Raw genomic sequence first — 24875 nt, 5'->3', positions numbered from 1 at the left:
ATGGCCACCGCCGTCACCGAAGAGGTCGTCGACTACGACGAGGCCCTCAAGCGCTACGACCCCGTGATGGGCCTCGAGGTCCACGTCGAGCTCAACACCGCGACGAAGATGTTCTGCGGCTGCGCGACCGAGTTCGGCGCCGCACCCAACAGCCAGGTCTGCCCGGTCTGCCTCGGGCTGCCCGGCGCCCTGCCGGTCGTCAACGCCACCGCGGTCGAGTCGGCGATCCGCATCGGGCTGGCGCTGAACTGCGAGATCGCGCAGTGGTGCCGGTTCGCCCGGAAGAACTACTTCTACCCGGACATGCCGAAGAACTTCCAGACCTCTCAGTACGACGAGCCGATCGCGTTCAACGGTCACCTCGACGTCGAGCTCGAGGACGGCACGACCTACCGCGTGGAGATCGAGCGCGCGCACATGGAGGAGGACACCGGCAAGTCGCTGCACGTCGGTGGCTCCACCGGTCGCATCCACGGCGCCGAGTACTCCCTCGTGGACTACAACCGCGCTGGCATCCCGCTCATCGAGATCGTCACCAAGCCACTGACCGGCGCCGGTGAGCGCGCCCCCGAGGTGGCCAAGGCCTACGTCGGTGCGCTCCGTGAGCTGCTGCGCGCCCTCGGCGTCTCCGACGTGAAGATGGAGCAGGGTTCGCTGCGCTGCGACGCCAACGTCTCGCTGCGGCCCAAGGTCGGCGACGCGACGAGCGACGAGCAGGCGGCGGTGCCGCTCGGCACCCGCACCGAGACCAAGAACGTCAACTCGCTGCGCAGCGTCGAGCGTGCGGTCCGGTACGAGATCACGCGGCATGCGGCGATCCTCGACAAGGGTGGGAAGATCATCCAGGAGACGCGCCACTGGCACGAGGACACCGGAGTCACGACGAGTGGTCGCGAGAAGTCCGACGCCGAGGACTACCGCTACTTCCCTGAGCCAGACCTCGTGCCCGTCGCCCCGACGCGCGAGACGGTCGAGGCCCTGCGCCAGACCCTGCCGGAGCCCCCCGGTGAGCGCCGCAAGCGGCTCCAGTCCGACTGGGGCTACAGCGATCTCGAGATGCGCGACGTCATGAACGCCGGCGCCGTCGAGCTCATCCAGGAGACGGTCGCTGCCGGTGCCACGCCGGCCGCAGCCCGCAAGTGGTGGACCGGTGAGCTGGCCCGTCGCGCCAACGCCGAGGGCCGCTCGGTCGAGGACTTCGGCGTCACGCCGGCGCACATCGCCGAGCTCGACGGGCTGGTCCGCGACGGCCGGCTCAACGACTCGATGGCGCGCCAGGTGCTGGAGGGCGTCCTTGCCGGAGAGGGCACGCCGACCGAGGTCGCCGACGCCCGGGGGCTCGAGCTGGTCCAGGACGACGGTGCGCTCGAGGCAGCCGTCGACAAGGTCATCGAGGCCAACGCCGACGTGGCGCAGAAGGTCCGCGACGGCAAGGTCCAGGCGGCTGGTGCCCTGATCGGCCAGGTCATGAAGGAGATGCGCGGCCAGGCCGACGCCGGCAAGGCCCGCGAGATCATCCTCGCCAAGCTCACCAGCTGACCGCCGGCGCGGGTGGGGTCAGGCGAGGGGCGGAAGGGTTGCGTCGGCGGCGCGGAACTCGCGGTCGAGCACGGCCATCACGAGGTCGTCGTGCCACTGGTCGCCGATGAGGCAGGTCTCCCGCTCGCGGCCCTCCTCGACGAACCCGCACCGCCGGTAGCAGGCGATGGCTGCCGCGTTGAACGACAGGACCCGCAGGTCGATGCGGTGCAGGTCGAGGGTGTCGAAGGCGTGCCGCAGCACGAGCCGCGTGGCGGTGGTGCCGGTGCCCCGACCCATGACCGCAGGGGAGAACATCCCGATGGCGAAACGCGCCCTGCGGTCGGCGTGGTTCAGGGCGTGCAGCATGGTGTGCCCGACGAGCCTGCCCTGCACCTCGACGGCCCACAAGGTCCCGCCCGCCCGGGTCGTGACGTCGTCCATCCACGCGCGCACCTCGTCGTCGGACATCGGTCCCGTGTCACGGTCCGAGCCGTAGCAGTGCTCGATCTCGCGGTGCCACCCGTGCTCGCGCCGGGCGTCGGCGTCGGCGCCGACGAAGGGCCGCAGCCGCACGTCGCCACCCTCGAGGACCGGGGGCGCCGGGGTCTCGGTCACGGTGGTGCCTCCAGTGCTCAGGTCAGGTCGTCGAACGGGATGGCCAGGAGCTTGTCGTCGTCCTCGGCGCCGCCACCTCGAGAGGTGTTGTTGGACAGCACCCACAGGCGTCCGTCGGGGGCGAGCACCGCGTCGCGCATGCGACCGTACTCGCCCTGCAGCAGCCGCTCCGGCGTCCCGGCACCGTTGCCCGACACCGGGATCCGCCACAGCGACTCACCGCGCAGCGCCGCCATCCAGATCGCGCCGTCGGCGTAGGCGATCCCGCTCGGGGACGCGTCGGACGTCGCCCACTGCACGAGCGGCTCGACGAACCCGTCCCGGCGCTCCTTGCCCTCGACGACCGGCCAGCCGTAGTTCTTGCCCGGCTCGATGCGGTTGAGTTCGTCCCAGGTGTTCTGCCCGAACTCGCTCGCGTACATCGTGCCGTCCGGCGCCCACGCGATGCCCTGCACGTTGCGGTGGCCGTAGCTCCAGACCGGTGACCCGCTGAAGGGGTTCCCCGGCGCGGGCTTGCCGTCCTTGGTGATGCGCAGGATCTTGCCGCCGAGCGAGTCGCGGTCCTGCGAGCGGTCGGTCTGCCCCGCGTCACCCGTCGTGACGTAGAGGAAGCCGTCGGGGCCGAACTTGAGCCGACCACCGTTGTGGTTCCCGGCCTTCGGGATCCCGGTGAGCACGGCGCGCTGCTGGGACGGCTTGCCGTCCTCGAACGTCACCCGCACGACCCGGTTGTCGTCGGCGGCCGTCGTGTAGAGGAAGACGCTGCGGTCGCTGGCAAAGGTCGGTGAGACGGCGACCCCGAGCAGGCCTCCCTCGCCCCCGGGCTCGACCCCGCCCACCCGACCCAGGTCGACGGGATCCTGGCCGTCACGCACCTGCAGGAGGCGGGCCTCGTCGCGCAGGGTGAGCAGGGCAGAACCGTCGGGGAGGAACGCCGTCGCCCAGGGCACGTCGAGGTCGCTCGCGACGGTCGTCTGCTCGGTCACCTCGGCAGGGGATGACGTGGCCGAGGACGACGGGGCGGTGGTCGTCGTGGTCGCGGCGCCGGGGGAGCCGCTCGCACTCGACGAGGACGGGCTCACCACGGGTGCCGTGAGGGCGTCCTCGTCGGAGCCGCTGCTGCATGCTGCGAGCGCGAGGGCGAGGGCGCCGGTGACGGCGGCGAGTCGGACACGGGCGGAGGGTTCGGGACGAAGCGCCATACCCCATTGTGCGCGAGGTGGTGCCGCGTCGCCGGTGGGACGGCGCGCAGTGGCCGCGGGGAGGCGGTTAGCGTGGGGGCCATGACGCTCGTGACGCTGCCGGGACAGGACTGGATCGACGCGGTCGGGCCGGTCCCCGGGCTCGAGCTCGCGGTGTGGGACATGGCCGGGCCGCCGGAGCGCGCCGACGAGGTCAAGGTCGTCGTCCCGCCGTACATGGGGGCCGGGCCGCTGCTGCCCAACATCCGGCACGCGCCGTCCGTGGAGCTCGTGCAGACGCTCACGGCGGGGTACGAGGACATCGCCGCTGTGCTGCCCGAAGGGGTGGGACTGGCCAACGCGGCCGGGGTGCACGACGCGTCGACCGCAGAGCTGGCGCTCGCCCTCACGCTGGCCTCGCTGCGCGACTTCCCCGACTTCCACGCGGCCCAGCAGGAGGGGCGCTGGCTGCCGGGCTCGATCCACCAGGCGCTCGCGGACAAGCGCGTCCTCATCCTCGGTTATGGCTCCATCGGACGCGCCATCGCCGCCCGCTTCACCCCCTTCGAGGTCGAGCTCACCGCTGTCGCGAGCACCGCGCGGGCGGGTGACGACCTGGTCCGCTCGGTGCACGGGGTGGACGAGCTGCCGAGCCTGCTGCCCGAGCACGACGTCGTCGTCGTCATCGTGCCCCTCGGCCCGGCGACCGCGGGGCTCGTCGACGACGCGTTCCTGTCCGCAATGCCCGACGGTGCGCTCCTGGTCAACGTCGCCCGCGGCGGCGTCGTGGACACGGACGCCCTCGTCGAGCACCTCGGGGCTGGTCGCCTGCGGGCGGCGCTCGACGTCACCGACCCCGAGCCCCTTCCCGAGGGACACCCGCTGTGGTCGGTCCCCGGGGTCCTCATCACGCCTCACGTCGGTGGCGCCTCGACGGCGTTCAAGCCGCGGGCGGTGCGCCTGCTGCGCGAGCAGCTCGGGGCGTATGCGGCGGGGCGACCGCTGCGCAACATCGTCCGGGAGCAGGGTCAGGGCGCGTAGCCGCGCACCCAGTCGACGACGAGCTCCGGCACGTGGGCTGCCTCCTGCTCGTCAGCGGGGGTGGCCCACGTCGGGAAGTCGAACACGGCGAGCATGCTCTGCACGGGGTAGTCCGGTGCGACGTCGGCCGAGCGCACGACCACCCCGTCCACGAGGAAGTCCGCAGAGCCTCGGCGCCAGTCGACGGCATAGACGTGGAACTCACTGACGTCGAGCTCGAGCCGCGGGGCAGCCCAGTCCTCACTCAGGGCGGGATCGCGGAACGCGTGCACCCCCATACCGATCTCGGCACTGGTGCCCGACACCGAGCGGCCGAACACCTCCATCACGCAGAGCTCACCGCAGCGCTCCGGTGAGTCCTCGAGCCCGACGAACCACCAGGCCGCCATGGACCTCGGGCTGAGCGACATGCGCGCCCTCACCTCCAACCGGCCGAGGTAGGGGGTCCAGCCCCACCACGCCTCCTGCTCCTCGCGGACGACGCTGCGGCCGTCGACCGGCTGCTGTCCCACACGACTCCCGACCGGCCCGGAGAACACGCCCGACTGGACCCCGGACACCCGCAACGGTGGGTCGTCCTGCACGTCGGGGCACCACATCGCCTGGTCGGGGGCGACGGTCAGGTGCAGGCACGAGTCACGCACCTCCCACGTCGCCGCCGTCGCAGCCCGCGAGCTCCACTGCGGCAGGTAGTGCGGGAGCCAGCGGACCCGGTCGAGCCCACCGCCGGACCCGTCGTCGAAGTCGTCCTCGAACACCAGCTCGCCAGGTCGTGGTCCGCTCACGGCTGCCTCCTCGATCTGCTCCAACTCGTCCCATCATGGCTGGTCACACCGACACCCGTCAGTGCCACCATGGGGGGCATGACACAGACGATCGTGGGCATCGGAACGCGCAAGGGGCTGTGGTTCGCCCGCAGCGAGGACCGTCGGACCTGGCAGGTCGACGGCCCCCACTTCCTCATGAGCGAGGTGCTCTCGCTCCTGTTCGACACCCGGCGCGAGACCGCGCGGATCGTCGTGGGGTTTCGCTCCTCGCACTGGGGCCCGTCGCTCCAGCACTCCGACGACCTGGGGGCCACGTGGGTCGAGCACCCCGAGGGATCGATCCGGTTCCCGGAGGACACGGACACTGCGCTCAAGGCCACCTGGCAGCTCGTCGCCGACCCGCACGACCCGCAGGTCGTCTGGGCCGGCACCGAGCCGCAGGGGCTGTGGCGCAGTGCCGACGGCGGTGAGACCTTCGAGCTCAACCGTGGCCTGTGGGACCACCCGCACCGACCCGAGTGGGGCGAGGGCTTCGGGGGCGGCGCGATCCACACGGTGCTCCCCAGCCCGGCCGACGCCGACTCGATGCTCGTCGCGATGAGCACCGGCGGCGTCTACAACACCCGGGACGGCGGACGGTCCTGGACCCCGGGCAACACCGGGATCCACGCCTACTTCCAGCCGCACGACGAGTGGCCCGAGTTCGGGCAGTGCGTCCACAAGGTGGCCCGCGACAGCGCCACCCCGACCCGTCTCTACGCGCAGAACCACAAAGGCGTCTACCGGTCCGACGACGACGGCGTCACCTGGACCTCGATCGAGGCCGGTCTGCCGACCAACTTCGGCATGACGGCGGTGACCCACCCCAGCCGTGGCGACACCCTGTGGCTGGTGCCGATCGCCTCCGACGGCGAGCGGATCCCACCCGCGGCGACCCTGCAGCTCCAACGCACCGACGACGCCGGGGCGACGTGGCACACCCAGAACGCCGGGTTGCCGAAACCCAGCTACACCAACGTTCTTCGCGATGCCGCAGGGGTGGACACCGCCGACGAGCCGGGCCTCTACGTCGGCACACGCAACGGAGAGGTCTACGCCACGACGGACGGCGGCGAGTCCTTCACCCGGATCGTCGAGCAGCTCCCCGACGTCCTGTGCGTGCGGGCGGTGACTCTCCCGTGACCGCGCGGGTCGTCCTGCCCGGCTTGCTGCGCGACCTCGCCGACGGTGCCGCAGAGCTGCCGGTCGAGCTCGGGGCGCCGGCACCGTTGTCCCAGGTCCTCGACGCCGCCTTCGAGCCATGGCCCATCCTCGCCTCGAGGATCCGGGACGAGCGCGGCGAGATCCGCCGCCACGTCAACGTGTTCGTCGACGGCGAGGACGCCAAGCGGGCCGACGGCGTCCGCACCGAGGTCGGCCCGCAGGCCACCATCCACGTGATCAACGCCGTCTCCGGGGGCTGAGAGGAACCGGGCCGGGAGCAGGTGTGCGGCGGAGCCGGCTCAGCCGGTCCAGACCCCGTCGTCCCAGGCGCGTTGCAGGACAGCGGTGTACGGCGCGAGGTCCAGGCCCCGGGAGGCGAGCCATGCGTCGTCGTCGTACGTCGCGGCATACCGCTCTGCGCCGTCGCACAGCAGCGAGACGATGCTGCCGCTCTCACCCCGCGCCGTGAGCTCGCAGCCGAGCCGGAGCACTCCGTAGAGGTTGGTGCCCGTCGAGGCTCCCGCGCGACGGCCGGTGCGGTCGTTGAGGAAGCGCATCGCCGCCACCGACGCGGCGTCCGGTACGAGCATCATCCGGTCGACGACGGTCGGTACGAAGCTGGGCTCGACGCGAGGGCGCCCGATGCCCTCGATCCGTGAACCGCAGGCCGCGGCGACCCCGGCGTCGTCGCCGCGGAAGGCGGGCAGGAACGCCGAGCGCTCGGGGTCGACCACGCAGACCTTGCTGGCGAGGCCGCGGTAGCGGACGTAGCGCCCGATCGTCGCGCTCGTCCCGCCGGTCCCGGCGCCGACGACGACCCAGTGGGGGACCGGATGCCGCTCCAGCGCCATCTGCTCGAACACCGACTCGGCGATGTTGTTGTTGCCCCGCCAGTCGGTCGCGCGCTCGGCGTACGTGAACTGGTCGAGGTAGTGGCCTGCGCGCTCGACAGCGAGCTTGCGGGCCACGTCGTACACCTCGCCGGCATCGTCGACGAGGTGGCACTGCCCGCCCTCGCGCTCGATGAGGGCGATCTTCTCGGCGCTGGTGGTGCGTGCCATGACCGCGATGAACGGAAGCTCCAGCATCCGTGCGAAGTACGCCTCGCTCACCGCTGTCGATCCGCTCGACGCCTCGATGACAGTGGTGCCCTCGCGGAGCTCGCCGTTGCACAGGGCGTAGAGGAACAGCGACCGGGCGAGCCGGTGCTTGAGGCTTCCCGTGGGGTGCGTCGACTCGTCCTTGAGGTAGACGTCGACCTCGGGCAGGCCGGGTACCGGGATCTGCACGAGGTGGGTGTCGGCGCTGCGGTTCGCGTCGGCTTGGATCCGCCGGACCGCCTCGTCCAGCCAGGCCCGGTCCGTCGGGGTGGCAGCCGGTACGTCGACGATCGGGGGCGCGGGATCGGTACGGGCGTCCATGGGGGCGAGGGTAGCGGTCGCCCTCGTCGGCCCCGGTTCAGCTCGACGACACCTCCGGCGCCTCGTCGACGTCGGTGGCCGCCCGGACGAGCAGGGGCACGAAGGTGCGCTCGAGCGAACCCGCCTGGACGTGCGTGGGGTCCAGCAGGTGCTGGCCCAGACCTCCCTGGAAGACGGTGCTGATCACGCGGACCAGGTCAGCCGTGGGGACCGACGTCCGCAGCCCCCGGGCCGCGGCGATCCGGTCGACCAGCTGGGTGAGCTCCTCCCGGATGGCCTCCTGGGCCGCTGCCCAGGCACGTCGCGCGTCGTCGTCCCGCAGCGCGTGCAGGGCGAACTCGCTGGTGAGCAGGTGCCACCGACGTCGGGCCTCGGGCTCGGCGGTCCAGACGTCGAACACCCGGTCGAGCACCTCCTCGAGCGAGAGTCCGGGCTCCTCGGCCACCTCGGCGATCCGGCGGCGCAGCGCGGCCGCGTGAGCGGCATACAGCTCGAGGACGAGCTCGTCCTTGGAGCCGAAGTTGGAGTAGAACGCCCCGCGGGTGAACTCGGCGCGATCGCAGAGGTCCTCGACGCTGGAGCCGTGGAACCCGCGTTCGGCGAACACGGTCTCGGCGGCGGCGAGCAGGCGGGCGCGGGTGGCCTCCCGGCGGGCGGTGCGGCGCGGGGGCGACGTGTCGGGGCTCACGGCCCCGGGGGTGGCGACGGGCATGGCCGCAAGAATACACTTCTGTATCGAATACATACATGTATCGAAACGCCGTGGCCCCGCGGCAGGAGAAGGCTGGACGCATGGAACTCATTGCGGATCGCGTGGGGGTCGCCGGGCTGCACGCCCCACTGCTGCTCCCCACGGACGTGCACGCCCGACCTCGCAACGTGACCGTGATCGCCGGAGACCCCGGCTACGGCCACGTAGCACTCGCGCTCGCTCTCGGAGGGAGGGTGCCGCTGTCCAGCGGGACCGTCACCCTCGATGCTGACGAGGACGAGACGTTGCGCCGACGACACGTGGCCCTCGTCGACGTCCCCGGCGTCACTGCGCCCGAGGACGCCGTCTCGGTCCGCGCCGCAGTGGCCGAACAGCTTGCGCTCGCCGGACGGCCCGCGGGTCGCGCCGCGACCCGGGCCTTCCTCGGCGGACACGGGGTCGAAGAGGCGGGCGCGCGGTTCGAGGCGCTCCTGCCCTCCGTGCGCACGGTCCTGCTCATGCACGCCGCTGCCTCCCGAGCCGCCACCCGCGTGCTGGTCGTGGCGGCTCCCGACCGCTTCGGTGGAGACCCGAACGACTGGTATGGCGCGGCGCAGCGGCTGGCTGCCGACGGACTGACCGTGGTCGTGCAGGTCACGCACGCGACGGCGCGACAGCTGGCAGTACCGGCCACCTACGAGCTGGGGGTGTCTCGATGACCGCGCTGCGCCTGGCGCTCACCGAGCTGCGCCGGGTCACCGCGGGTCGGCTGCCGAGGGCGGCCCTCGCGACCCTCGTCCTCGTGCCGACGCTCTATGGCGGCCTCTACCTCTACGCCAACAAGGATCCCTACGGGAACCTCGACCGCGTCCCCGCCGCAGTCGTCGTCGAGGACGCCGGCACGACCCTCGCCAACGGCGAGCGCCTCGAGGTCGGCGACCAGGTCGCCACCTCCCTGGTCGACTCACGGAGCTTCGACTGGCACCGTGTCACGCAGGCCGCGGCGAGGACCGGCGTCGAGGGCGGGGAGTACGACTTCGCGGTCATCGTCCCGAAGGAGTTCTCGGCCGATCTCGCCTCGAGCGCAGAGTTCACGCCCCGTCAGGCGAAGCTCCAGGTCGTGACGAACGACGCCAACAACTACCTCGCCCGGACCATCGCCAACCAGGTGGCCGCCCAGGTCACGAAAAGTGTTGCGTCGCAGGTGAGCTCGACCGCGGCCAACCAGCTGCTCACCGGGTTCACGACGATTCACGGCAAGGTTGCCGACGCCGTCGACGGTGCCGGCACACTTGCGTCCGGCCTCGCGGACGCCGACAGGGGCGCGCGTGAGCTCGCCACCGGGGCCGGCAGTCTGCGAGCCGGGCAGGAGAAGCTCCTCGGTGGAACGCGGGAGCTGTCGTCGGGGGCGACCGAGGCGGCGTCCGGGGCGGAGCGCCTCGCGACCGGGGCAGGCGCCCTGGGGTCGGGGTTGGCCACCCTCGACAGCCGCACCAGCACCCTCCCGGCCGACACGCGCAGGCTCGCCGAGGGCGCCCAACAGGTGGCCGACGGCAACGCCCGGGTGGCTGAAGCCGGAAGGCAGGTGGCTGCAGCCTCCAAGGACCTCGCCAGCACCCTCACCTCGGCCCAGGGCGACCTCGCCGACAGGTTGCGGGAAGCGGGCTTCACCGACGACCAGGTGCAGCAGGTCCTCGCGGCCGCCACGCGGGCCAGTGGTCCGATCGAGGATGCGAACGCCCGCGTCCAGACCGCGTCGGGTCAACTCGACCGGCTCTCGAGCGGGGCCGCACAGGTCGCGACCGGTGCGGACCGGCTGGCGGCGGCGGCAGGTCCGCTGCAGACCGGCATCCACCGGGCGGCCACCGGGAGCGCCACACTCTCCACGGGGGCCGATGACCTCGCGAGCGGCAACCGGGCGCTGGCTGCAGGCGCCACGAAGCTGGTCGCCGGACAGGAGCAGGCGCTGTCCGGTGCGAGCCGGCTCGGGACCGGTGCGAACAAGCTCGCAGACGGACTCGACCAGCTCTCGACCGGGGCCGCGTCCCTGCGTGACGGGCTGGCCAAGGGCCTGAAGTCAATCCCTGACCCGAGTGCGGACCAGCGCAAGGCCGTGGCGCAGACGCTCGGCAATCCTGTTGGCGTGCAGGCGAACTCACTCGCCTCCGCCGCCAGCTACGGCGCCGGTCTCGCTCCGTTCTTCCTCAGCCTGTCGCTGTGGATCGGCGCCTACGTCCTCTTCCTCCTGCTCAAGCCCCTCTCGTCGAGGGCCCTCGCGACAGGGCAACCGAGCTGGCGCACGGCCCTGGGTGGATGGCTGGCACCGGCTCTGCTCGGGCTGGTGCAGGCAGTCCTCGTCTTCGCGATCGTCACCCGGGGTGTCGGCATCGACGTGGCGCGACCCCTCGCCTTGATCGGGTATCTGGTCGCCGTGTCGGCCACGTTCGTCATGGTGCTGCACGCCCTCGCAGCGCGGTTCGGTGCGCCGGGCAAGTTCCTCGGGCTGGTGCTCATGGTGGTGCAGCTGGTCAGTGCCGGCGGGACGTTCCCGTGGCAGACCCTGCCCGAGCCGTTGCACCCGCTGCACCACGTGCTGCCGATGAGCTACGCCGTCGACGGCGTGCGTCGACTCATGTACGGGGGATCGCTCGCGCCCCTCGCCCTGGACCTCGCGGTCCTGCTCGCGTGGTTCGTCGCAGCCTTCGCCGTGGCCACCTGGGCGGCGCACAGGGCCGGTCGGTGGTCGGCCCTGCGCATCAAGCCCGAGCTCGCGATCTAGGCAGGCCCGGGCGCGGGACGCGAGCAGCCGGACCACCCGGCGGGAGTCCTGGTCGTCGCGGTTTCTCCGTCCCCGGCGCGGTTGTCAAGACTGGCTGAACGGCCCCGACAGGGCCATGCTCGGGGTATGACCCTGGCCAGCGATGACAAGGTCCTGATCCTGTTCCGTCACGCGAAGGCGGAGGAGGGGTTCGGCAAGCCCGACCACGACCGCGAGCTCACCGACCGGGGCCGCCGCGACGCCCGCACGGCGGGGGCCTGGCTGCACGAGCACGGCCTGGGCCCCGAGCTGGTCCTGTGCTCCACCTCGGTCCGCACGCGCCAGACCTGGGAGGCGGCGGAGGAGGGCGGTGCCTGCGGCGAGACCGTCGAGTACGACGACACCGTCTACGCAGGTGGCTCCGAGTCGGTCCTGCGCGTCGTGCGCGAGTCCGCGGGCGAGGCCCAGGTGGTCCTCGTCGTCGGCCACAACCCGACCATGGCGGCGCTCGCGAGCGGGCTTGCCGAAGGCAACGGCTCGCTGCAGGCGCACGACTGCCTCGCGGCCGGCTTCCCGACCTCGACGGTGGCGGTGCTGCGGTACGCCGGTCCCTGGTCGGGCCTGGGCTTCGGGACCGCCGAGCTCGACCGGTGCCACGTCGCGCGGGGATGACGTATGGCGCGGACGCACCCCGCGGCGCGGCATACCTGCTGTGCGGGAAGGTGATCCGGCACCTGAGACCCACGTCCCACGTGCTGGACCGCGGTCCTAGACTGCGACCATGACGACCACCGAGCCCACCACCAACGGCGTCGACATCAAGCCGCGCAGCCGCGACGTCACCGACGGCATCGAGAAGACCGCGGCCCGCGGGATGCTCCGCGCGGTGGGGATGGGCGATGACGACTGGGTCAAGCCGCAGATCGGGGTGGCCAGCTCCTGGAACGAGATCACCCCCTGCAACCTGTCGCTCGACCGGCTCGCCAAGGCCGTCAAGGACGGGGTGCACTCGGCCGGTGGCTACCCGCTGGAGTTCGGCACGATCTCCGTCAGCGACGGCATCTCGATGGGTCACGAGGGGATGCACTTCTCGCTCGTCAGCCGGGAGATCATCGCCGACTCGGTGGAGACGGTGATGAACGCGGAGCGGCTCGACGGCTCGGTCCTGCTCGCCGGTTGCGACAAGTCGCTGCCCGGCATGCTCATGGCCGCGGCCCGCCTCGACCTGAGCTCGGTGTTCCTCTACGCCGGCTCGATCCTCCCGGGAATCGCCAAGCTCTCCGACGGCTCGGAGAAGACCGTCACGATCATCGACGCCTTCGAGGCCGTCGGTGCCTGCGCCGCCGGCCTGATGTCGCGGGCGGACGTCGACGCGATCGAGCGCGCCATCTGCCCGGGTGAGGGTGCCTGTGGCGGCATGTACACCGCGAACACGATGGCCTCCGTCGCCGAGGCGATGGGTATGTCGCTGCCGGGTTCCGCGGCACCGCCGGCCACCGACCGCCGCCGGGACGGGTTCGCCCGCAAGTCCGGTGAGGCCGTCGTCGAGCTCCTGCGCCGCGGCATCACCGCGCGCGACATCATGACCAAGGAGGCGTTCGAGAACGCCATCGCCGTCGTCATGGCCTTCGGTGGCTCGACGAACGCGGTCCTGCACCTCCTCGCCATCGCCAACGAGGCGGAGGTCGACCTGACCCTCGACGACTTCGAGCGCATCGGGTCGAAGGTCCCGCACCTGGCCGACGTGAAGCCGTTCGGACAGTTCGTCATGACCGACATCGACCGGGTCGGGGGAGTGCCGGTCGTCATGCGGGCGCTGCTCGACGCCGGTCTCCTGCACGGTGACTGCCTCACGGTGACGGGCAGGACGATGGCCGAGAACCTCGCCGACATCGCGCCCCCGGACGTCGACGGCAAGGTCGTCCGCGCCATGAAGGAGCCGATCCACAAGACCGGTGGGATCACCATCCTCAAGGGATCGCTCGCCCCCGAGGGCGCCGTCGTGAAGTCCGCCGGGTTCGACTCCGACGTATTCGAGGGCACCGCCCGCGTCTTCGACGGGGAGCGGGCCGCGATGGACGCGGTCGAGCAGGGGACGCTCAAGGCCGGGGACGTCGTCGTCATCCGCTACGAGGGTCCCAAGGGCGGTCCCGGCATGCGCGAGATGCTCGCCGTCACGGGGGCCATCAAGGGCGCCGGCCTCGGCAAGGACGTCCTGCTGCTCACGGACGGACGCTTCTCCGGTGGCACCACGGGCCTGTGCGTCGGCCACGTCGCCCCCGAGGCGGTCGACGGCGGTCCCATCGCGTTCGTCCGCGACGGCGACTCGATCACCCTCGACGTCGCCAACGGACGGCTCGACGTGCACGTCGCGGAGGACGAGCTGGCCCGCCGCGCCGAGGGTTTCGAGCCGCCGCCGGCCAAGTACCCGCGTGGCGTGCTGGCCAAGTACCGCAAGCTCGTCGGCAGCGCGAGCGGCGGTGCCGTCTGCGGCTGATGCCCTGATTCTGGTGGCTCCGGGCCGTCCGTCGGCCCGGAGCGCGACCGGAATGCCCGTGTGGTGTGGGTATGGGCGCCTAGGTGGGTGGGGAGTGCTCCCCATTCCACCGTGGCTCTGGCCGTCCTACGTTCGCCCCGACCCCCGCGCCGTGCGGGGGTGGACAAGGGGGAACCAATGAACACTCGCATGAAGGCACTGCTGGCAGCGGCGGGGGCCGCCGCTGTCGTCGCTCCGATCGGAGCCCTGGCTTCGGCCCAGGCGTCCACGACGACAGCACCGCTGTCCGCGGTCGCGGAGGCCAGCACGGACGTCGGGGGCATCCACGACGAGGACCCGGGCTTTGACGCTGGCGTCGCCCAGGTGACGCGTGAGCTGGCGGCCGACCCATCGGCGCGAGCGGCAGCCGAACGCGCCGTGGGCGTCGACATCAAGGTCTACTACAAGGTCTTCTATGACCGGCAGACCGGCAAGGGCAAGCTCACCTACGAGCAGGCGCTCAACCAGACCAAGTGGCTCAACCACTCGTACAGCGGCGGCCAGGGCGGCGTCGCCACGCGCTTCGACTTCGTTCTCGGTGGCTACAAGAACATCGCCGTCGACAGTCGTCGCGTGAACCTCGACAACACCACCGCCGGCAACGGTGCCACCTACGTCAGCGAGCGCACGAAGTCGCTGATGCGCAACCACCACGACGGTGGGGCGGCGACCCTCAACGTGTACGTTGCAGACCTCGTCGGTGACGGGGTCGACGGACCGCAGGGCAACGGGCTGATCGGCAAGTCGACGTTCCCGCAGTACGCGAAGGCTCACCCGAACGTGGACGGCGTCTGGTACGACCGCGGAGCCATCCGGGGGACGGCCGGCGACGGCACCTCCCGCAACTCGACCGGTGACGTGCTGGTCCACGAGGTCGGGCACTGGATCGGGGCGCTGGCGCACACCGACACCAGTGGGGCCTGCCGTGCCAACTTCATGTCCTACGCCTCGGACGCCTGCATGACCTCGTTCACCAGTGGTCAGGCTGATCGGATGTCCTCTGCCTGGACGCGCTACCGCGACTGACCGCCGGCCACGCGCCGGGGTGACCGGCTGACGTGATCGCTCGCGATCCGGACCTGTGACTGAGACGACAGGTCCGGATCGCGAGACCGGTCGTCTCGCTCGTTGACACTGCCGGGGCGGCGGGGGGAGAGTGCACGTGTGGCACGAATTCTCGTACTTCCCTAGCGCGCCGGCACTGACCGATCAGAGCCAGCGCGCTGCCCTCCGTTGTCCCGCACCGGGACTGGAGGGTTTTTTTGTGAGCAGATCCAGTTGAGCGAGATACGCAACCGAAAGCGGTAGAGACGTGAGCGACACGAGGACGACGCCGGCCCCGAGCCCGTCCCAGGTGGCCCAGAAGGCCCAGCAGGCGCAGCAGGAGGCCCGGGCGAAGCAGCCCACCGAGGTCACCGGGGCGCAGAGCCTCGTGCTCTCCCTCGAGGCCATGGACGTCGACACGGTGTTCGGCATCCCGGGCGGGGCGATCCTCCCCGCCTACGACCCGCTGCTCGACTCGGTCAAGGTGCGCCACATCCTCGTGCGTCACGAGCAGGGCGCCGGCCACGCGGCCGAGGGGTACGCCAGCGCCACCGGCAAGGTCGGGGTCTGCATGGCCACCTCCGGGCCCGGTGCCACGAACCTCGTCACCGCCATCGCCGACGCCTACATGGACTCGGTCCCGATCGTCGCCATCACCGGCCAGGTGAGCTCGGCCTCGATCGGCACGGACGCCTTCCAGGAGGCCGACATCCGCGGCATCACGATGCCGATCACCAAGCACAACTACCTCGTCACCGACGCGTCGCAGATCCCGCGCGTCATCGCCGAGGCCTTCCACATCGCCTCGACGGGCCGACCCGGACCGGTGCTCGTCGACATCTCCAAGGACGCACTTCAGGCCCGCACCACCTTCAGCTGGCCGCCGAAGTTCGACCTGCCGGGCTACCGCCCGGTGGCGCGTCCGCACACCAAGCAGATCCGTGAGGCCGCCCGCCTGATCGCGGCGGCCCAGCGACCGGTGTTCTACGTCGGTGGCGGCGTCATCCGGGGCAAGGCGTCCGACGCGCTGCGCGAGTTCGTGGAGCTCACGCAGATCCCCGTCGTCACGACGCTGATGGCCCGTGGCGCCGTCGCCGACAGCCACCCGTTGCACCTCGGCATGCCGGGCATGCACGGGTCGGTCGCCGCCGTCACGGCCCTGCAGAAGTCGGACCTGCTCATCACCCTGGGCGCACGGTTCGACGACCGGGTCACCGGCCAGCTGTCGACCTTCGCCCCCGAGGCCAAGGTGATCCACGCCGACATCGACCCCGCGGAGATCTCCAAGAACCGCGTCGCCGACGTGCCGATCGTCGGCGACGTCCTCGAGGTGATCGGTGACTTGCACAAGGCCGTCGCCGCCGATATCGCTGCCGGGACCGCCGGCGACTACGCCGCGTGGCGCGCCCAGACGGCCGGGTGGAAGTCGACCTTCCCCCTCGGCTACACGACCCCCGAGGGCGGCGAGGCGGTCTCGCCGCAGCACGTCATCGAGCGCATCGGCGCCATCAGCGGACCCGAGTCCGTCTACGTCGCCGGTGTCGGCCAGCACCAGATGTGGGCCGCCCAGTTCGTGCAGTACGAGCGCCCGAACGCCTGGCTCAACTCCGGTGGGCTCGGGACCATGGGGTATGCCGTGCCGGCCGCCATGGGCGCGAAGGTCGCCCAGCCGGAGCGCACGGTGTGGGCCATCGACGGCGACGGGTGCTTCCAGATGACGAACCAGGAGCTCGCGACCTGCGTCATCAACAACATCCCCATCAAGGTCGCGATCATCAACAACAGCAGCCTCGGCATGGTCCGCCAGTGGCAGTCGTTGTTCTACAACCAGCGTTACTCCAACACCGACCTGCACACCTCGGTCGGCAGCCGGATCCCCGACTTCGTCAAGCTTGCCGACGCGTACGGCTGTGCCGGTCTGCGGTGCGAGCGCCCCGAGGACATCGACGCCACGATCAAGGCCGCGATGGAGATCAACGACCGCCCGGTCGTCGTCGACTTTGTGGTCCACCGCGACGCGATGGTCTGGCCGATGGTGCCGGCGGGCGTGAGCAACGACGCGATCCAGGTCGCCAAGGACACCGCGCCCCAGTGGGACCGCGAAGAGGACGAGGCGACCGCCCAGCCCGAGGACGCCGACAACTCCGAGACCACCCCAGAGACCACCCTGGAGACCACCTCCGAGAGCAAGGACGGGAAGTGAGCGCCATGAGCAAGCACACCCTGTCGGTCCTCGTCGAGAACAAGCCCGGCGTGCTCGCACGCATCGCGGCGCTGTTCTCCCGCAGGGGATTCAACATCGACTCCCTCGCCGTGGGCCCGACCGAGCACCCGGAGATCTCCCGGATGACCGTGGTGGTCGACGTCGACGCGCTCCCGCTCGAGCAGGTGACCAAGCAGCTCAACAAGCTCGTCGAGGTGCTCAAGGTCGTCGAGCTCGAGCCCACCGCGTCGGTCCAGCGCGAGATCCTGCTCGTCAAGGTCCGCACCGACCTGCACAGCCGCAGCCACGTCCTCGAGACCGTGCAGCTGTTCCGTGCCAAGGTCGTCGACGTGGCCAGCGACACCCTGACCATCGAGGTCACCGGCAACCGCGACAAGCTCGCCGCGTTCCTCGAGGTCCTCGAGCCCTTCGGGGTGAAGGAGCTCGTGCAGTCGGGCATGGTGGCCATCGGACGCGGTTCGCGCTCGATCACCGACCGTGCGCTGCGCAGCGCCTGACCACCCCACACCTCCGGTGGCGCACGCGCCATACGCGCTCACCGGCTGAACCACCAAGCACCGCAACCGAACCCAGCAGATCCCAACCGAAGGAGTGGCCACCGTGGCCCAGATGTTCTACGACGACGACGCTGACCTGAGTGTGATCCAGGGCAAGAAGGTGGCCGTCATCGGCTACGGCAGCCAGGGGCACGCGCACGCGCTGAACCTGCGCGACTCCGGGGTCGACGTCCGTGTCGGCCTCGCCGAGGGCAGCAAGAGCCGCGCCAAGGCCGAGGCCGAGGGCCTCACCGTGAGGACCGTCGCCGAGGCGGTCAAGGAGGCCGACCTCGTCGTCATCCTCACGCCGGACCAGGTGCAGCGGAAGGTCTACGCCGACGACATCAAGCCGAACCTCAAGGAGGGCGCCGCCCTGCTCTTCGGCCACGGCTTCAACATCCGGTTCGACTACATCAAGCCTGAGGCGACCTCCGACGTCCTCATGGTGGCCCCCAAGGGTCCCGGCCACCTCGTGCGTCGCGAGTACGTCGACGGCCGTGGCGTCCCGGTGCTCCTCGCCGTCGAGCAGGACCCGTCCGGCACTGCTTGGGACCTCGCCCAGTCCTACGCCAAGGCCATCGGTGGCCTGCGCGCCGGCGGCATCAAGACCACCTTCACGGAGGAGACCGAGACCGACCTGTTCGGTGAGCAGGCCGTTCTCTGCGGTGGTGCGAGCCAGTTGGTCCAGTACGGCTTCGAGACCCTGACCGAGGCCGGCTACCAGCCGGAGATCGCCTACTTCGAGGTGCTGCATGAGCTCAAGCTCATCGTCGACCTCATGGTCGAGGGCGGCATCGCCAAGCAGCGGTGGTCGGTCTCTGACACGGCGGAGTACGGCGACTACGTCTCCGGACCGCTGGTCATCGACCCCAGCGTCAAGGAGAACATGGCGGCGGTGCTCGCCGACATCAAGAACGGCGCGTTCGCGAAGCGCTTCATCGAGGACCAGGACGCCGGCGCCCCGGAGTTCAAGGCCCTGCGCGAGAAGGGTGCCCAGCACCCGATCGAGTCCACGGGCAAGGACCTGCGCAAGCTGATGTCGTGGATCAAGGACTCCGACAACGACTACGTCGAGGGCTCCGCCGCCCGCTGACGCCTGAGCGGGACGGCACGACACGACTGCGAAACGGCGGTTGTTCGACAACACGGGAGCAATGTCCCCCGGGTTGCCGAGCAACCGCCGTTTCGTCGTCCGGGGAGCGACCGGCGTGAGCAACGGCACCGTGTCACATGTCGAGCCGGTGCATCCACATGCTGAACGCCGCCGTATGCTTGCCGCGGCACAGCGCGGTGCCGGAACACCTGTCCACGCACCCTTTCGACCCCCAGAGGACTGACCTGTGAGCAAGCCGATCGTCCTGATCGCCGAGGAACTCTCGCCCGCCACCATCGACGCCCTCGGGCCGGACTTCGAGGTCCGCACCGTCGACGGCGCCTCCCGCGAGGCTCTGCTGCCCGCGCTCGCCGACGTCGACGCCGTGCTGATCCGGTCCGCCACGAAGATGGACGCCGAGGCCATCGCCGCGGCGAAGAACCTCAAGGTGATCGCCCGCGCTGGAGTGGGGCTCGACAACGTCGACGTCCCCGCCGCCACCCAGGCCGGTGTCATGGTCGTGAACGCCCCGACCTCCAACATCACCTCTGCCGCCGAGCTCGCGGTCGGACTGCTGCTCGCGACGGCCCGCAACATCGCCCCCGCAAACCAGGCCCTCAAGGCCGGCGCGTGGAAGCGCAGCAAGTACGGCGGTGTCGAGCTGCTCGACAAGAAGGTCGGCGTCGTCGGCTTCGGCCGAATCGGCCAGCTCGTCGCCGAGCGGCTCAAGGGCTTCGGCATGGACATCCTCGCCTACGACCCCTACGTCTCCGCCCAGCGCGCCGGCCAGCTCGGTGCCCAGCTCGTCACCCTCGACGAGCTGCTCGAGCAGAGCGACTTCATCACGGTGCACCTGCCCAAGAGCCCCGAGACCCTCGGCCTCATCGGCAAGGAGGCGCTGACCAAGGTCAAGCCGACCGTGCGCATCATCAACGCCGCCCGTGGCGGCATCGTCGACGAGGAGGCGCTGGCCGAGGCCCTGCGCGAGGGCCGGGTCGCCGGCGCCGGCATCGACGTCTTCGCGACCGAGCCGACCACCGAGAGCCCGCTCTTCGAGCACGAGTCGGTCGTCGTCACCCCGCACCTCGGTGCCTCCACCGACGAGGCCCAGGAGAAGGCCGGCGTCTCCGTCGCCAAGTCCGTCCGACTGGCCCTGGGTGGCGACCTGGTCCCGGACGCCGTCAACGTGTCCGGTGGCGCCGTTCCCGAGGAGGTCCGCCCCGGTATCGCGCTCGTCGAGAAGCTCGGTCGCATCTTCACCGCGCTCGCCGGCTCCGTCCCCGTGCAGCTCGACGTCGACGTCCACGGCGAGATCACCGAGCACGACGTCTCGATCTGGAAGCTCGCCGCGCTCAAGGGCCTGTTCGCCGACGTCACCGAGGACCCGGTGACCTACGTCAACGCGCCGCTTCTCGCCGAGCAGCGCGGGTGCGAGGTGCGCCTGCTCACCGACCCGTCCACACAGGACTTCCGCAACGTCACCACGCTGCGTGGCACGCTCGCCGACGGCACGACCGTCAGCGTCGCCGGCACGCTCACCGGCCCGCGGATGATCGAGAAGATCGTCGGGGTCAACGGCTTCGACATCGAGGTGCCCCTCACCGACCACCTCGCGTTCTTCACCTACGTCGACCGCCCCGGCGTCATCGGCACCGTCGGCCGACTCCTCGGCGACGCCCAGGTCAACATCGCCGGCATGCAGGTCGCCCGCAACGAGAAGGGCGGCCAGGCGCTCGTCGCCCTCACCGTCGACAGCGCGATCCCTGCCGACGTGCTCGGCGCGATCGTCTCCGAGGTCGGGGCCGAGGTCAGCGTGGTCGACCTCGCCGGCTGACCCACCTGTTCGCCCGGTGCCGTCCCGGCACCCCCGGTATGCCGCCCGCTCGTCCTGAGCGGGCGGCACACCTGTGTCCGGGAGAGGAGGCCGAGCGTCAGCCGCGTGGTGGACCGTCGTGCAGCACGAGGTTGAACAGCAGGCTGTCGCGCCAGTCGCCGTCGAGGTGGAGGAACTGGGGGATCCGGCCGCACTCGATGAACCCGCAGCGCCGCAGGACCGCCTGCGACGGGAGGTTCGCGACCATGGTGCTGGCACCGAGCCGGTGCAGGCCGAGCGCGTTGCCTCGCTGGACGAGGTGCTCGAGGGCTGCCACGGCCAGCCCCCGGCGCAGGTGCTGGTGATCCACCCAGTACCCGACGTCCGCTCCCTGCATCGCGCCGCGGACGATGTTCTGGAGGTTGGCCGCGCCGACCACGGTGTCGTCGTGCCACAGCAGCCAGCAGTCGTACAACCCGAGCTCGACCTGGTGCAGTCGTCCCCGCACCACCTCGAGCTGGCCGTCGGCGGTGAAGAACGTCTCGGGCCGTGCGGGTTCCCAGGGGCGCAGGTGCTCACGGTTGCGCAGCGCCGCGTGGGCGAGCGCGGCGGAGTCGCCGAGCGACAAGGGGCGCAGGGTGTAGCCGTCGGGGAGCACCGGATCACCCTAGGACCCATGAGGCGCGGGTCACGTCCAGAGGTGTCTCACGCAGTGGGAACCGGGTACCAAATAGTTGGACGTCCACCTAATCTCGAAGCATGACGCAGCGGGTCGTAATTCTTATCCGCCGCGGCGAGTTCCGGTAGTCAGCCACCTCGCCGCGGAGATCCCGCGTGCACGGCTGACCGAGGCGCCCCGTCATCCGGGAGCGGCCCCCGCAGAACTCTCCAGACCCGAATCCCTGTGCTGCACAGGAGAATCCACGAAGGAATGACCGACATGAGCGAAGAAGCACAGAAGGCACGTCAGGCACTGCAGGAGTCGATGGACCTGCGCGAGCAGGGTCACTCCGACGACTGACCACAGACCGACGGCGGTGCCGCGAGAGCGCACCGCACGACGAACGGCCCCAGGCGACCCGCCGGGGCCGTTCGTCATGTGAGACGCAGGTATCAGATCGCAAGACCGCTTCTAGGCTGGTCGGCATGTCCACCCACGCCTCCAGCACCGACACCGTCAACCTCGCCGTCATCGGCGGAGACGGCATCGGCCCAGAGGTCGTCGCGGAGGGCCTCAAGGTCGTCGATGCGGTGACCGGCGGCTCGGGGCCGAAGTTCTCGACGACGGAGTACGACCTGGGCGCCCGTCGGTGGCACGCGACCGGTGAGACGCTGCCCGACTCGGTCCTCGAGGAGCTGCGCGGCCACGACGCCATCCTCCTCGGTGCCATCGGCGACCCGACCGTCCCGAGCGGCGTCCTCGAGCGTGGTGTGCTGCTGCCGCTGCGGTTCGCCCTGCAGCACTACGTGAACCTGCGACCCGCCAAGCTCTACCCCGGTGTCCAGAGCCCCCTGGCCGTCGAGCGCGTCGCCCCCGACGGCATCGACTTCGTCGTCGTCCGGGAGGGCACGGAGGGGCCGTACGTCGGCAACGGTGGCTCGCTGCGTACCGGGACTCCCCACGAGATCGCCACCGAGGTGAGCGTCAACACGCGGTTCGGCGTGGAACGCGTCGTCCGCGACGCCTTCGCCCGTGCGGCAGCCCGTCCGCGCAAGCACCTGACCCTCGTCCACAAGCACAACGTCCTCACGCACGCGGGTCACCTGTGGCGTCGGACGGTCGAGGAGGTCGGGGCCGAGTTCCCCGACGTGGAGACCGCCTACCAGCACGTCGACGCCGCCACGATCTTCCTGGCGACCGACCCGGGCCGGTTCGACGTCATCGTCACCGACAACCTCTTCGGCGACATCATCACCGACATCGCGGCCGCCATCGCCGGCGGCATCGGCTTGGCAGCGAGCGGCAACATCAACCCCGAGGGCACCGCGCCGAGCATGTTCGAGCCGGTCCACGGGTCGGCCCCCGACATCGCCGGTCAGGCCAAGGCCGACCCGACGGCGACGATCTTGTCCGTCTCCATGCTGCTCGAGCACCTCGGTCGGACCGAGGAGGCGCAGCGGGTCGAGCGGGCGGTCGCCGCCGACCTCGCCGAGCGCGGCACGAGCGTACGCAGCACCACCGCGGTGGGCGACGCGATCGCCTCGCGCCTCTGAGTCACGGCTGCACCTGAGTCTCCTGCCGGGGGTGCCAGTCCGGCGGGTAACCTCGGCAGGAGATCCGCAACGACGCAGGAGGACTCCATGAGCCAGACCACCGCCCCGCTGACCTTCGAGGTCACCCGCCGCACCGATCCGCGGCCGGACGCGGAGCGTGAGGCGGTACTGGCCAACCCTGGCTTCGGGACCACCTTCACCGACCACATGCTCACCCTGACGTGGACGAAGGGGGAGGGATGGCACGACGGCAAGGTCACCGCATACGGGCCGATCTCCCTCATGCCGTCCGCGGCCGTCCTGCACTACGCGCAGGAGATCTTCGAGGGCATGAAGGCCTACCGCCACGAGGACGGCTCCATCTGGACGTTCCGCCCCGAGGCCAACGCCCAGCGCATGATCCGCAGCGCCCGTCGCATGACGCTTCCGGAACTGCCGGAGGAGGACTTCATCGCCTCCTTGCGCGCGCTGGTCGAGGTCGACCAGGCGTGGGTGCCGTCCGGCACCAGTGGTGAGGCCAGCCTCTACCTGCGTCCGTTCATGTATGCGTCGGAGGCCTTCCTCGGCGTCCGCCCGGCGTCGGAGGTGACGTACTCCGTCATCGCGTCCCCGGCCGGGGCCTACTTCACCGGCGGCATCAAGCCCGTGACACTGTGGCTCTCGATGGACTACGCCCGGGCCGGCGATGGCGGCACCGGTGCGGCCAAGTGTGGCGGCAACTACGCCTCCAGTCTCGCGGGCCAGCTCGAGGGCATCGAGAACGGCTGCGACCAGGCGGTGTTCCTGGACTCCTCGACGCACACGTACGTCGAGGAGCTCGGCGGCATGAACCTGTTCTTCGTGACCCGCGACAACCGCCTGATCACCCCGGAGCTCACCGGCTCGATCCTCGAGGGGGTCACCCGCTCGTCGGTGCTGGCGCTCGCCAAGGAGATGGGGCTCGAGCCCGAGGAGCGGCGGATCCCCATCCAGGAGTGGAAGGACGGAGCCGACAGCGGCGAGATCACCGAGATCTTCGCCTGCGGCACCGCAGCGGTCATCACGCCCGTCGGCGAGCTCAAGTGGGACGGCGGCAGCTGCGACCACCGCAACGGTGTCGACTACGGACCGGTCACCCGGAGCATCCGCGAGAAGCTGCTCGACATCCAGTACGGCCGCGCCGAGGACACCCACGGCTGGCTGACCCGGCTCGTCTGAGAGAACGGTCAGCTCCACCGAACGCGCGTCGGGCCCTCGTGGCCCGGCGCGCGTCCTCGTCCGGGCGGGGCGATCAACCCATCGCCAGCAGGCTGCGCAGCGCCCACCACGTCGAGGCTGCCAGCACGAGGACGAAGCTCGCGTTCCAGAGCCAGCGCGGCAGGCGGGTCAGCCCGGCGAGGACCGCCGGGTCGGACTGGCCGCCGGGCCGGCGAACGACCGCTCCGAGGTGGCGCCAGGCGCCGACGAGGAGGAACGAGCCGGTGCCCAGCAGGACGCCGCCCTGCACCGCCGGCGCCGCCCACCACCAGAGCGCCCCGGTCACGGCGGTGAGGGCCACCATCACGGCGGCGGTGTAGGCGGACCGAACCCGTACCAGGGTGAGGAGCAGGACAAGCGCCGTGGCACCGAGAGCAGGCGGCGCCCACCCGGCGCCGACCGCGTGCAGCGAGAAGGCTCCGACGACCGCGGGGGCGGGATAGCCGGACCAGGTGCACAGCACCCGGCCGAGACCGCGTGCAGGGCCGACGGTCACCGCGTGGCCCGACATGTCCCCGCGCAGGACGAGTCCGGTGAAGCGGCGACCGAAGAGGGTCCCCACGAGGCCGTGGCCCAGCTCGTGCACGACGGTGACGACGACCCTGACCTGCGTCCACCACGACGGGACGAGCACCACGGCGAGGACGGCGGCGAGCACCACGACCACGGCTGGCCAGGTCGGTATGGCACCGGCGGTGGGCTGCAGGCGCAGCGCCACCTCGCGCCAGAGGTCGGTCGCCTGTCCGTCGGCGGCAGTGGTGAGGAGGAGCACGGGAACATCCTCACTGCCCACCCTGTGCCTGCCGTCAGCGGGCGTCTCGTGCGCGGCTCACCCCGGGGCGCTCGTGGTGGCGTCGGCCATCGTCCGCTCAGGCTGCAGCGGGTATGGAGCGGGGTCGCCTTCGTCTGCGCCACTGGTCCAGGGCGGTGTCGTAGGACCCGATGGTCAGGTCCCACTCGACCCGCGGCCTGCCTCTCCCG

Annotated in this window: 23 protein-coding genes; 16 read left to right on the top strand and 7 right to left on the bottom strand. The window is 70.9% G+C overall.

Features of this window, described 5'->3' with window-relative positions; genetic code table 11:
* Complete coding sequence (gene gatB / locus ABD286_RS05195) at positions 1–1539, top strand: Asp-tRNA(Asn)/Glu-tRNA(Gln) amidotransferase subunit GatB (RefSeq protein WP_344190961.1); 1539 nt, start codon at positions 1–3, stop codon at positions 1537–1539.
* An 18-nt stretch (positions 1540–1557) separates the two neighbouring features.
* Here the strand turns inward: gatB and ABD286_RS05190 are convergent, their stop codons facing one another.
* Positions 1558–2136, bottom strand: coding sequence for a GNAT family N-acetyltransferase (locus ABD286_RS05190; protein WP_344190959.1), 579 nt, complete (start codon positions 2134–2136; stop codon positions 1558–1560).
* Between the two features lie 17 nt (positions 2137–2153).
* Entirely contained in the window at positions 2154–3338 is a 1185-nt protein-coding gene (locus ABD286_RS05185; RefSeq protein WP_344190957.1) for a PQQ-dependent sugar dehydrogenase, read from the bottom strand.
* Positions 3339–3419: 81 nt separating this feature from the next.
* Here ABD286_RS05185 and ABD286_RS05180 point away from each other — a divergent pair, with 81 nt between their 5' ends.
* Entirely contained in the window at positions 3420–4358 is a 939-nt protein-coding gene (locus tag ABD286_RS05180; RefSeq protein ID WP_344190955.1) for a 2-hydroxyacid dehydrogenase, read from the top strand.
* On the opposite strand, the gene ABD286_RS05175 is transcribed toward ABD286_RS05180, so the two are convergent.
* On the bottom strand, positions 4346–5143 hold the full coding sequence (locus tag ABD286_RS05175; protein ID WP_344190953.1) for a glycoside hydrolase family 16 protein: 798 nt from the start codon (positions 5141–5143) through the stop codon (positions 4346–4348). The genes ABD286_RS05180 and ABD286_RS05175 overlap by 13 nt on opposite strands.
* 78 nt (positions 5144–5221) lie before the next feature.
* Here ABD286_RS05175 and ABD286_RS05170 point away from each other — a divergent pair, with 78 nt between their 5' ends.
* A complete protein-coding gene (locus tag ABD286_RS05170) occupies positions 5222–6307 on the top strand; it encodes a WD40/YVTN/BNR-like repeat-containing protein (RefSeq protein ID WP_344190951.1) in 1086 nt (361 codons plus the stop codon).
* Complete coding sequence (locus ABD286_RS05165; protein ID WP_344190949.1) at positions 6304–6588, top strand: MoaD/ThiS family protein; 285 nt, start codon at positions 6304–6306, stop codon at positions 6586–6588. The genes ABD286_RS05170 and ABD286_RS05165 overlap by 4 nt, the downstream gene beginning before the upstream one ends.
* 39 nt (positions 6589–6627) lie before the next feature.
* Here ABD286_RS05165 and ABD286_RS05160 read toward each other — a convergent pair whose 3' ends face one another.
* Positions 6628–7749 (bottom strand): PLP-dependent cysteine synthase family protein, encoded by a 1122-nt coding sequence (locus ABD286_RS05160; protein WP_344190947.1) that lies wholly within the window; start codon positions 7747–7749, stop codon positions 6628–6630.
* 37 nt (positions 7750–7786) lie between these two features.
* Entirely contained in the window at positions 7787–8461 is a 675-nt protein-coding gene (locus ABD286_RS05155) for a TetR/AcrR family transcriptional regulator (RefSeq protein ID WP_344190945.1), read from the bottom strand.
* An 80-nt stretch (positions 8462–8541) separates the two neighbouring features.
* Between ABD286_RS05155 and ABD286_RS05150 the strand changes: the two genes are divergently transcribed.
* From ABD286_RS05150 to serA, 9 genes are all read left to right on the top strand, one after another.
* Complete coding sequence (locus tag ABD286_RS05150; RefSeq protein WP_344190943.1) at positions 8542–9159, top strand: hypothetical protein; 618 nt, start codon at positions 8542–8544, stop codon at positions 9157–9159.
* Positions 9156–11219, top strand: coding sequence for a YhgE/Pip family protein (locus tag ABD286_RS05145; RefSeq protein ID WP_344190941.1), 2064 nt, complete (start codon positions 9156–9158; stop codon positions 11217–11219). Before ABD286_RS05150 ends, ABD286_RS05145 begins: the two co-directional genes overlap by 4 nt.
* A gap of 126 nt (positions 11220–11345) precedes the next feature.
* On the top strand, positions 11346–11870 hold the full coding sequence (locus ABD286_RS05140; protein WP_344190939.1) for a SixA phosphatase family protein: 525 nt from the start codon (positions 11346–11348) through the stop codon (positions 11868–11870).
* Positions 11871–11979: 109 nt separating this feature from the next.
* The gene (ilvD, locus tag ABD286_RS05135) at positions 11980–13695 is read left to right on the top strand and encodes a dihydroxy-acid dehydratase (RefSeq protein ID WP_344190937.1); all 1716 of its coding nucleotides are present in this window, start codon (positions 11980–11982) and stop codon (positions 13693–13695) included.
* A gap of 177 nt (positions 13696–13872) precedes the next feature.
* Positions 13873–14760, top strand: coding sequence for a zinc metalloprotease (locus ABD286_RS05130; protein ID WP_344190935.1), 888 nt, complete (start codon positions 13873–13875; stop codon positions 14758–14760).
* A 286-nt stretch (positions 14761–15046) separates the two neighbouring features.
* Complete coding sequence (locus tag ABD286_RS05125; protein WP_344190933.1) at positions 15047–16981, top strand: acetolactate synthase large subunit; 1935 nt, start codon at positions 15047–15049, stop codon at positions 16979–16981.
* A 5-nt stretch (positions 16982–16986) separates the two neighbouring features.
* Positions 16987–17499, top strand: a complete 513-nt coding sequence (gene ilvN, locus ABD286_RS05120; RefSeq protein ID WP_056917201.1) for an acetolactate synthase small subunit — start codon at positions 16987–16989, stop codon at positions 17497–17499.
* A gap of 103 nt (positions 17500–17602) precedes the next feature.
* A complete protein-coding gene (gene ilvC / locus ABD286_RS05115) occupies positions 17603–18631 on the top strand; it encodes a ketol-acid reductoisomerase (protein WP_344190929.1) in 1029 nt (342 codons plus the stop codon).
* 247 nt (positions 18632–18878) lie between these two features.
* The gene (gene serA / locus ABD286_RS05110; RefSeq protein ID WP_344190927.1) at positions 18879–20465 is read left to right on the top strand and encodes a phosphoglycerate dehydrogenase; all 1587 of its coding nucleotides are present in this window, start codon (positions 18879–18881) and stop codon (positions 20463–20465) included.
* 97 nt (positions 20466–20562) lie between these two features.
* On the opposite strand, the gene ABD286_RS05105 is transcribed toward serA, so the two are convergent.
* Positions 20563–21102, bottom strand: a complete 540-nt coding sequence (locus ABD286_RS05105; protein ID WP_344190925.1) for a GNAT family N-acetyltransferase — start codon at positions 21100–21102, stop codon at positions 20563–20565.
* A 273-nt stretch (positions 21103–21375) separates the two neighbouring features.
* Here ABD286_RS05105 and ABD286_RS05100 point away from each other — a divergent pair, with 273 nt between their 5' ends.
* The 3 genes from ABD286_RS05100 to ABD286_RS05090 all read left to right on the top strand — a co-directional run bounded on the left by ABD286_RS05100 (position 21376) and on the right by ABD286_RS05090 (position 23855).
* Positions 21376–21465, top strand: a complete 90-nt coding sequence (locus ABD286_RS05100) for a 3-isopropylmalate dehydrogenase (protein ID WP_344190923.1) — start codon at positions 21376–21378, stop codon at positions 21463–21465.
* A gap of 125 nt (positions 21466–21590) precedes the next feature.
* On the top strand, positions 21591–22658 hold the full coding sequence (locus ABD286_RS05095) for a 3-isopropylmalate dehydrogenase (RefSeq protein WP_344190921.1): 1068 nt from the start codon (positions 21591–21593) through the stop codon (positions 22656–22658).
* Between the two features lie 87 nt (positions 22659–22745).
* A complete protein-coding gene (locus tag ABD286_RS05090) occupies positions 22746–23855 on the top strand; it encodes a branched-chain amino acid aminotransferase (protein ID WP_344190919.1) in 1110 nt (369 codons plus the stop codon).
* A 73-nt stretch (positions 23856–23928) separates the two neighbouring features.
* Here ABD286_RS05090 and ABD286_RS05085 read toward each other — a convergent pair whose 3' ends face one another.
* Positions 23929–24666, bottom strand: coding sequence for a M50 family metallopeptidase (locus ABD286_RS05085; protein WP_344190917.1), 738 nt, complete (start codon positions 24664–24666; stop codon positions 23929–23931).
* Between the last annotated feature and the right edge of the window lie 209 nt (positions 24667–24875).

This window comes from Pedococcus aerophilus (assembly GCF_039532215.1).
Lineage (GTDB): Bacteria > Actinomycetota > Actinomycetes > Actinomycetales > Dermatophilaceae > Pedococcus > Pedococcus aerophilus.
Note: the sequence above shows the minus strand (reverse complement) of the source record. Positions and strands in the feature narration are given on the sequence as shown.

Excerpts from the sequence above, each read along its gene's own strand:
- gatB (WP_344190961.1), top strand. The coding sequence starts at position 1 with ATGGCCACCGCCGTCACCGAAGAGGTCGTCGACTACGACGAGGCCCTC.
- ABD286_RS05185 (WP_344190957.1), bottom strand. The coding sequence starts at position 3,338 with ATGGCGCTTCGTCCCGAACCCTCCGCCCGTGTCCGACTCGCCGCCGTC.
- ABD286_RS05180 (WP_344190955.1), top strand. The coding sequence starts at position 3,420 with ATGACGCTCGTGACGCTGCCGGGACAGGACTGGATCGACGCGGTCGGG.
- ABD286_RS05170 (WP_344190951.1), top strand. The coding sequence starts at position 5,222 with ATGACACAGACGATCGTGGGCATCGGAACGCGCAAGGGGCTGTGGTTC.
- ABD286_RS05160 (WP_344190947.1), bottom strand. The coding sequence starts at position 7,749 with ATGGACGCCCGTACCGATCCCGCGCCCCCGATCGTCGACGTACCGGCT.
- ABD286_RS05155 (WP_344190945.1), bottom strand. The coding sequence starts at position 8,461 with ATGCCCGTCGCCACCCCCGGGGCCGTGAGCCCCGACACGTCGCCCCCG.
- ABD286_RS05150 (WP_344190943.1), top strand. The coding sequence starts at position 8,542 with ATGGAACTCATTGCGGATCGCGTGGGGGTCGCCGGGCTGCACGCCCCA.
- ABD286_RS05145 (WP_344190941.1), top strand. The coding sequence starts at position 9,156 with ATGACCGCGCTGCGCCTGGCGCTCACCGAGCTGCGCCGGGTCACCGCG.
- ABD286_RS05140 (WP_344190939.1), top strand. The coding sequence starts at position 11,346 with ATGACCCTGGCCAGCGATGACAAGGTCCTGATCCTGTTCCGTCACGCG.
- ilvD (WP_344190937.1), top strand. The coding sequence starts at position 11,980 with ATGACGACCACCGAGCCCACCACCAACGGCGTCGACATCAAGCCGCGC.
- ABD286_RS05130 (WP_344190935.1), top strand. The coding sequence starts at position 13,873 with ATGAACACTCGCATGAAGGCACTGCTGGCAGCGGCGGGGGCCGCCGCT.
- ilvN (WP_056917201.1), top strand. The coding sequence starts at position 16,987 with ATGAGCAAGCACACCCTGTCGGTCCTCGTCGAGAACAAGCCCGGCGTG.
- ABD286_RS05100 (WP_344190923.1), top strand. The coding sequence starts at position 21,376 with ATGACCGACATGAGCGAAGAAGCACAGAAGGCACGTCAGGCACTGCAG.
- ABD286_RS05095 (WP_344190921.1), top strand. The coding sequence starts at position 21,591 with ATGTCCACCCACGCCTCCAGCACCGACACCGTCAACCTCGCCGTCATC.
- ABD286_RS05090 (WP_344190919.1), top strand. The coding sequence starts at position 22,746 with ATGAGCCAGACCACCGCCCCGCTGACCTTCGAGGTCACCCGCCGCACC.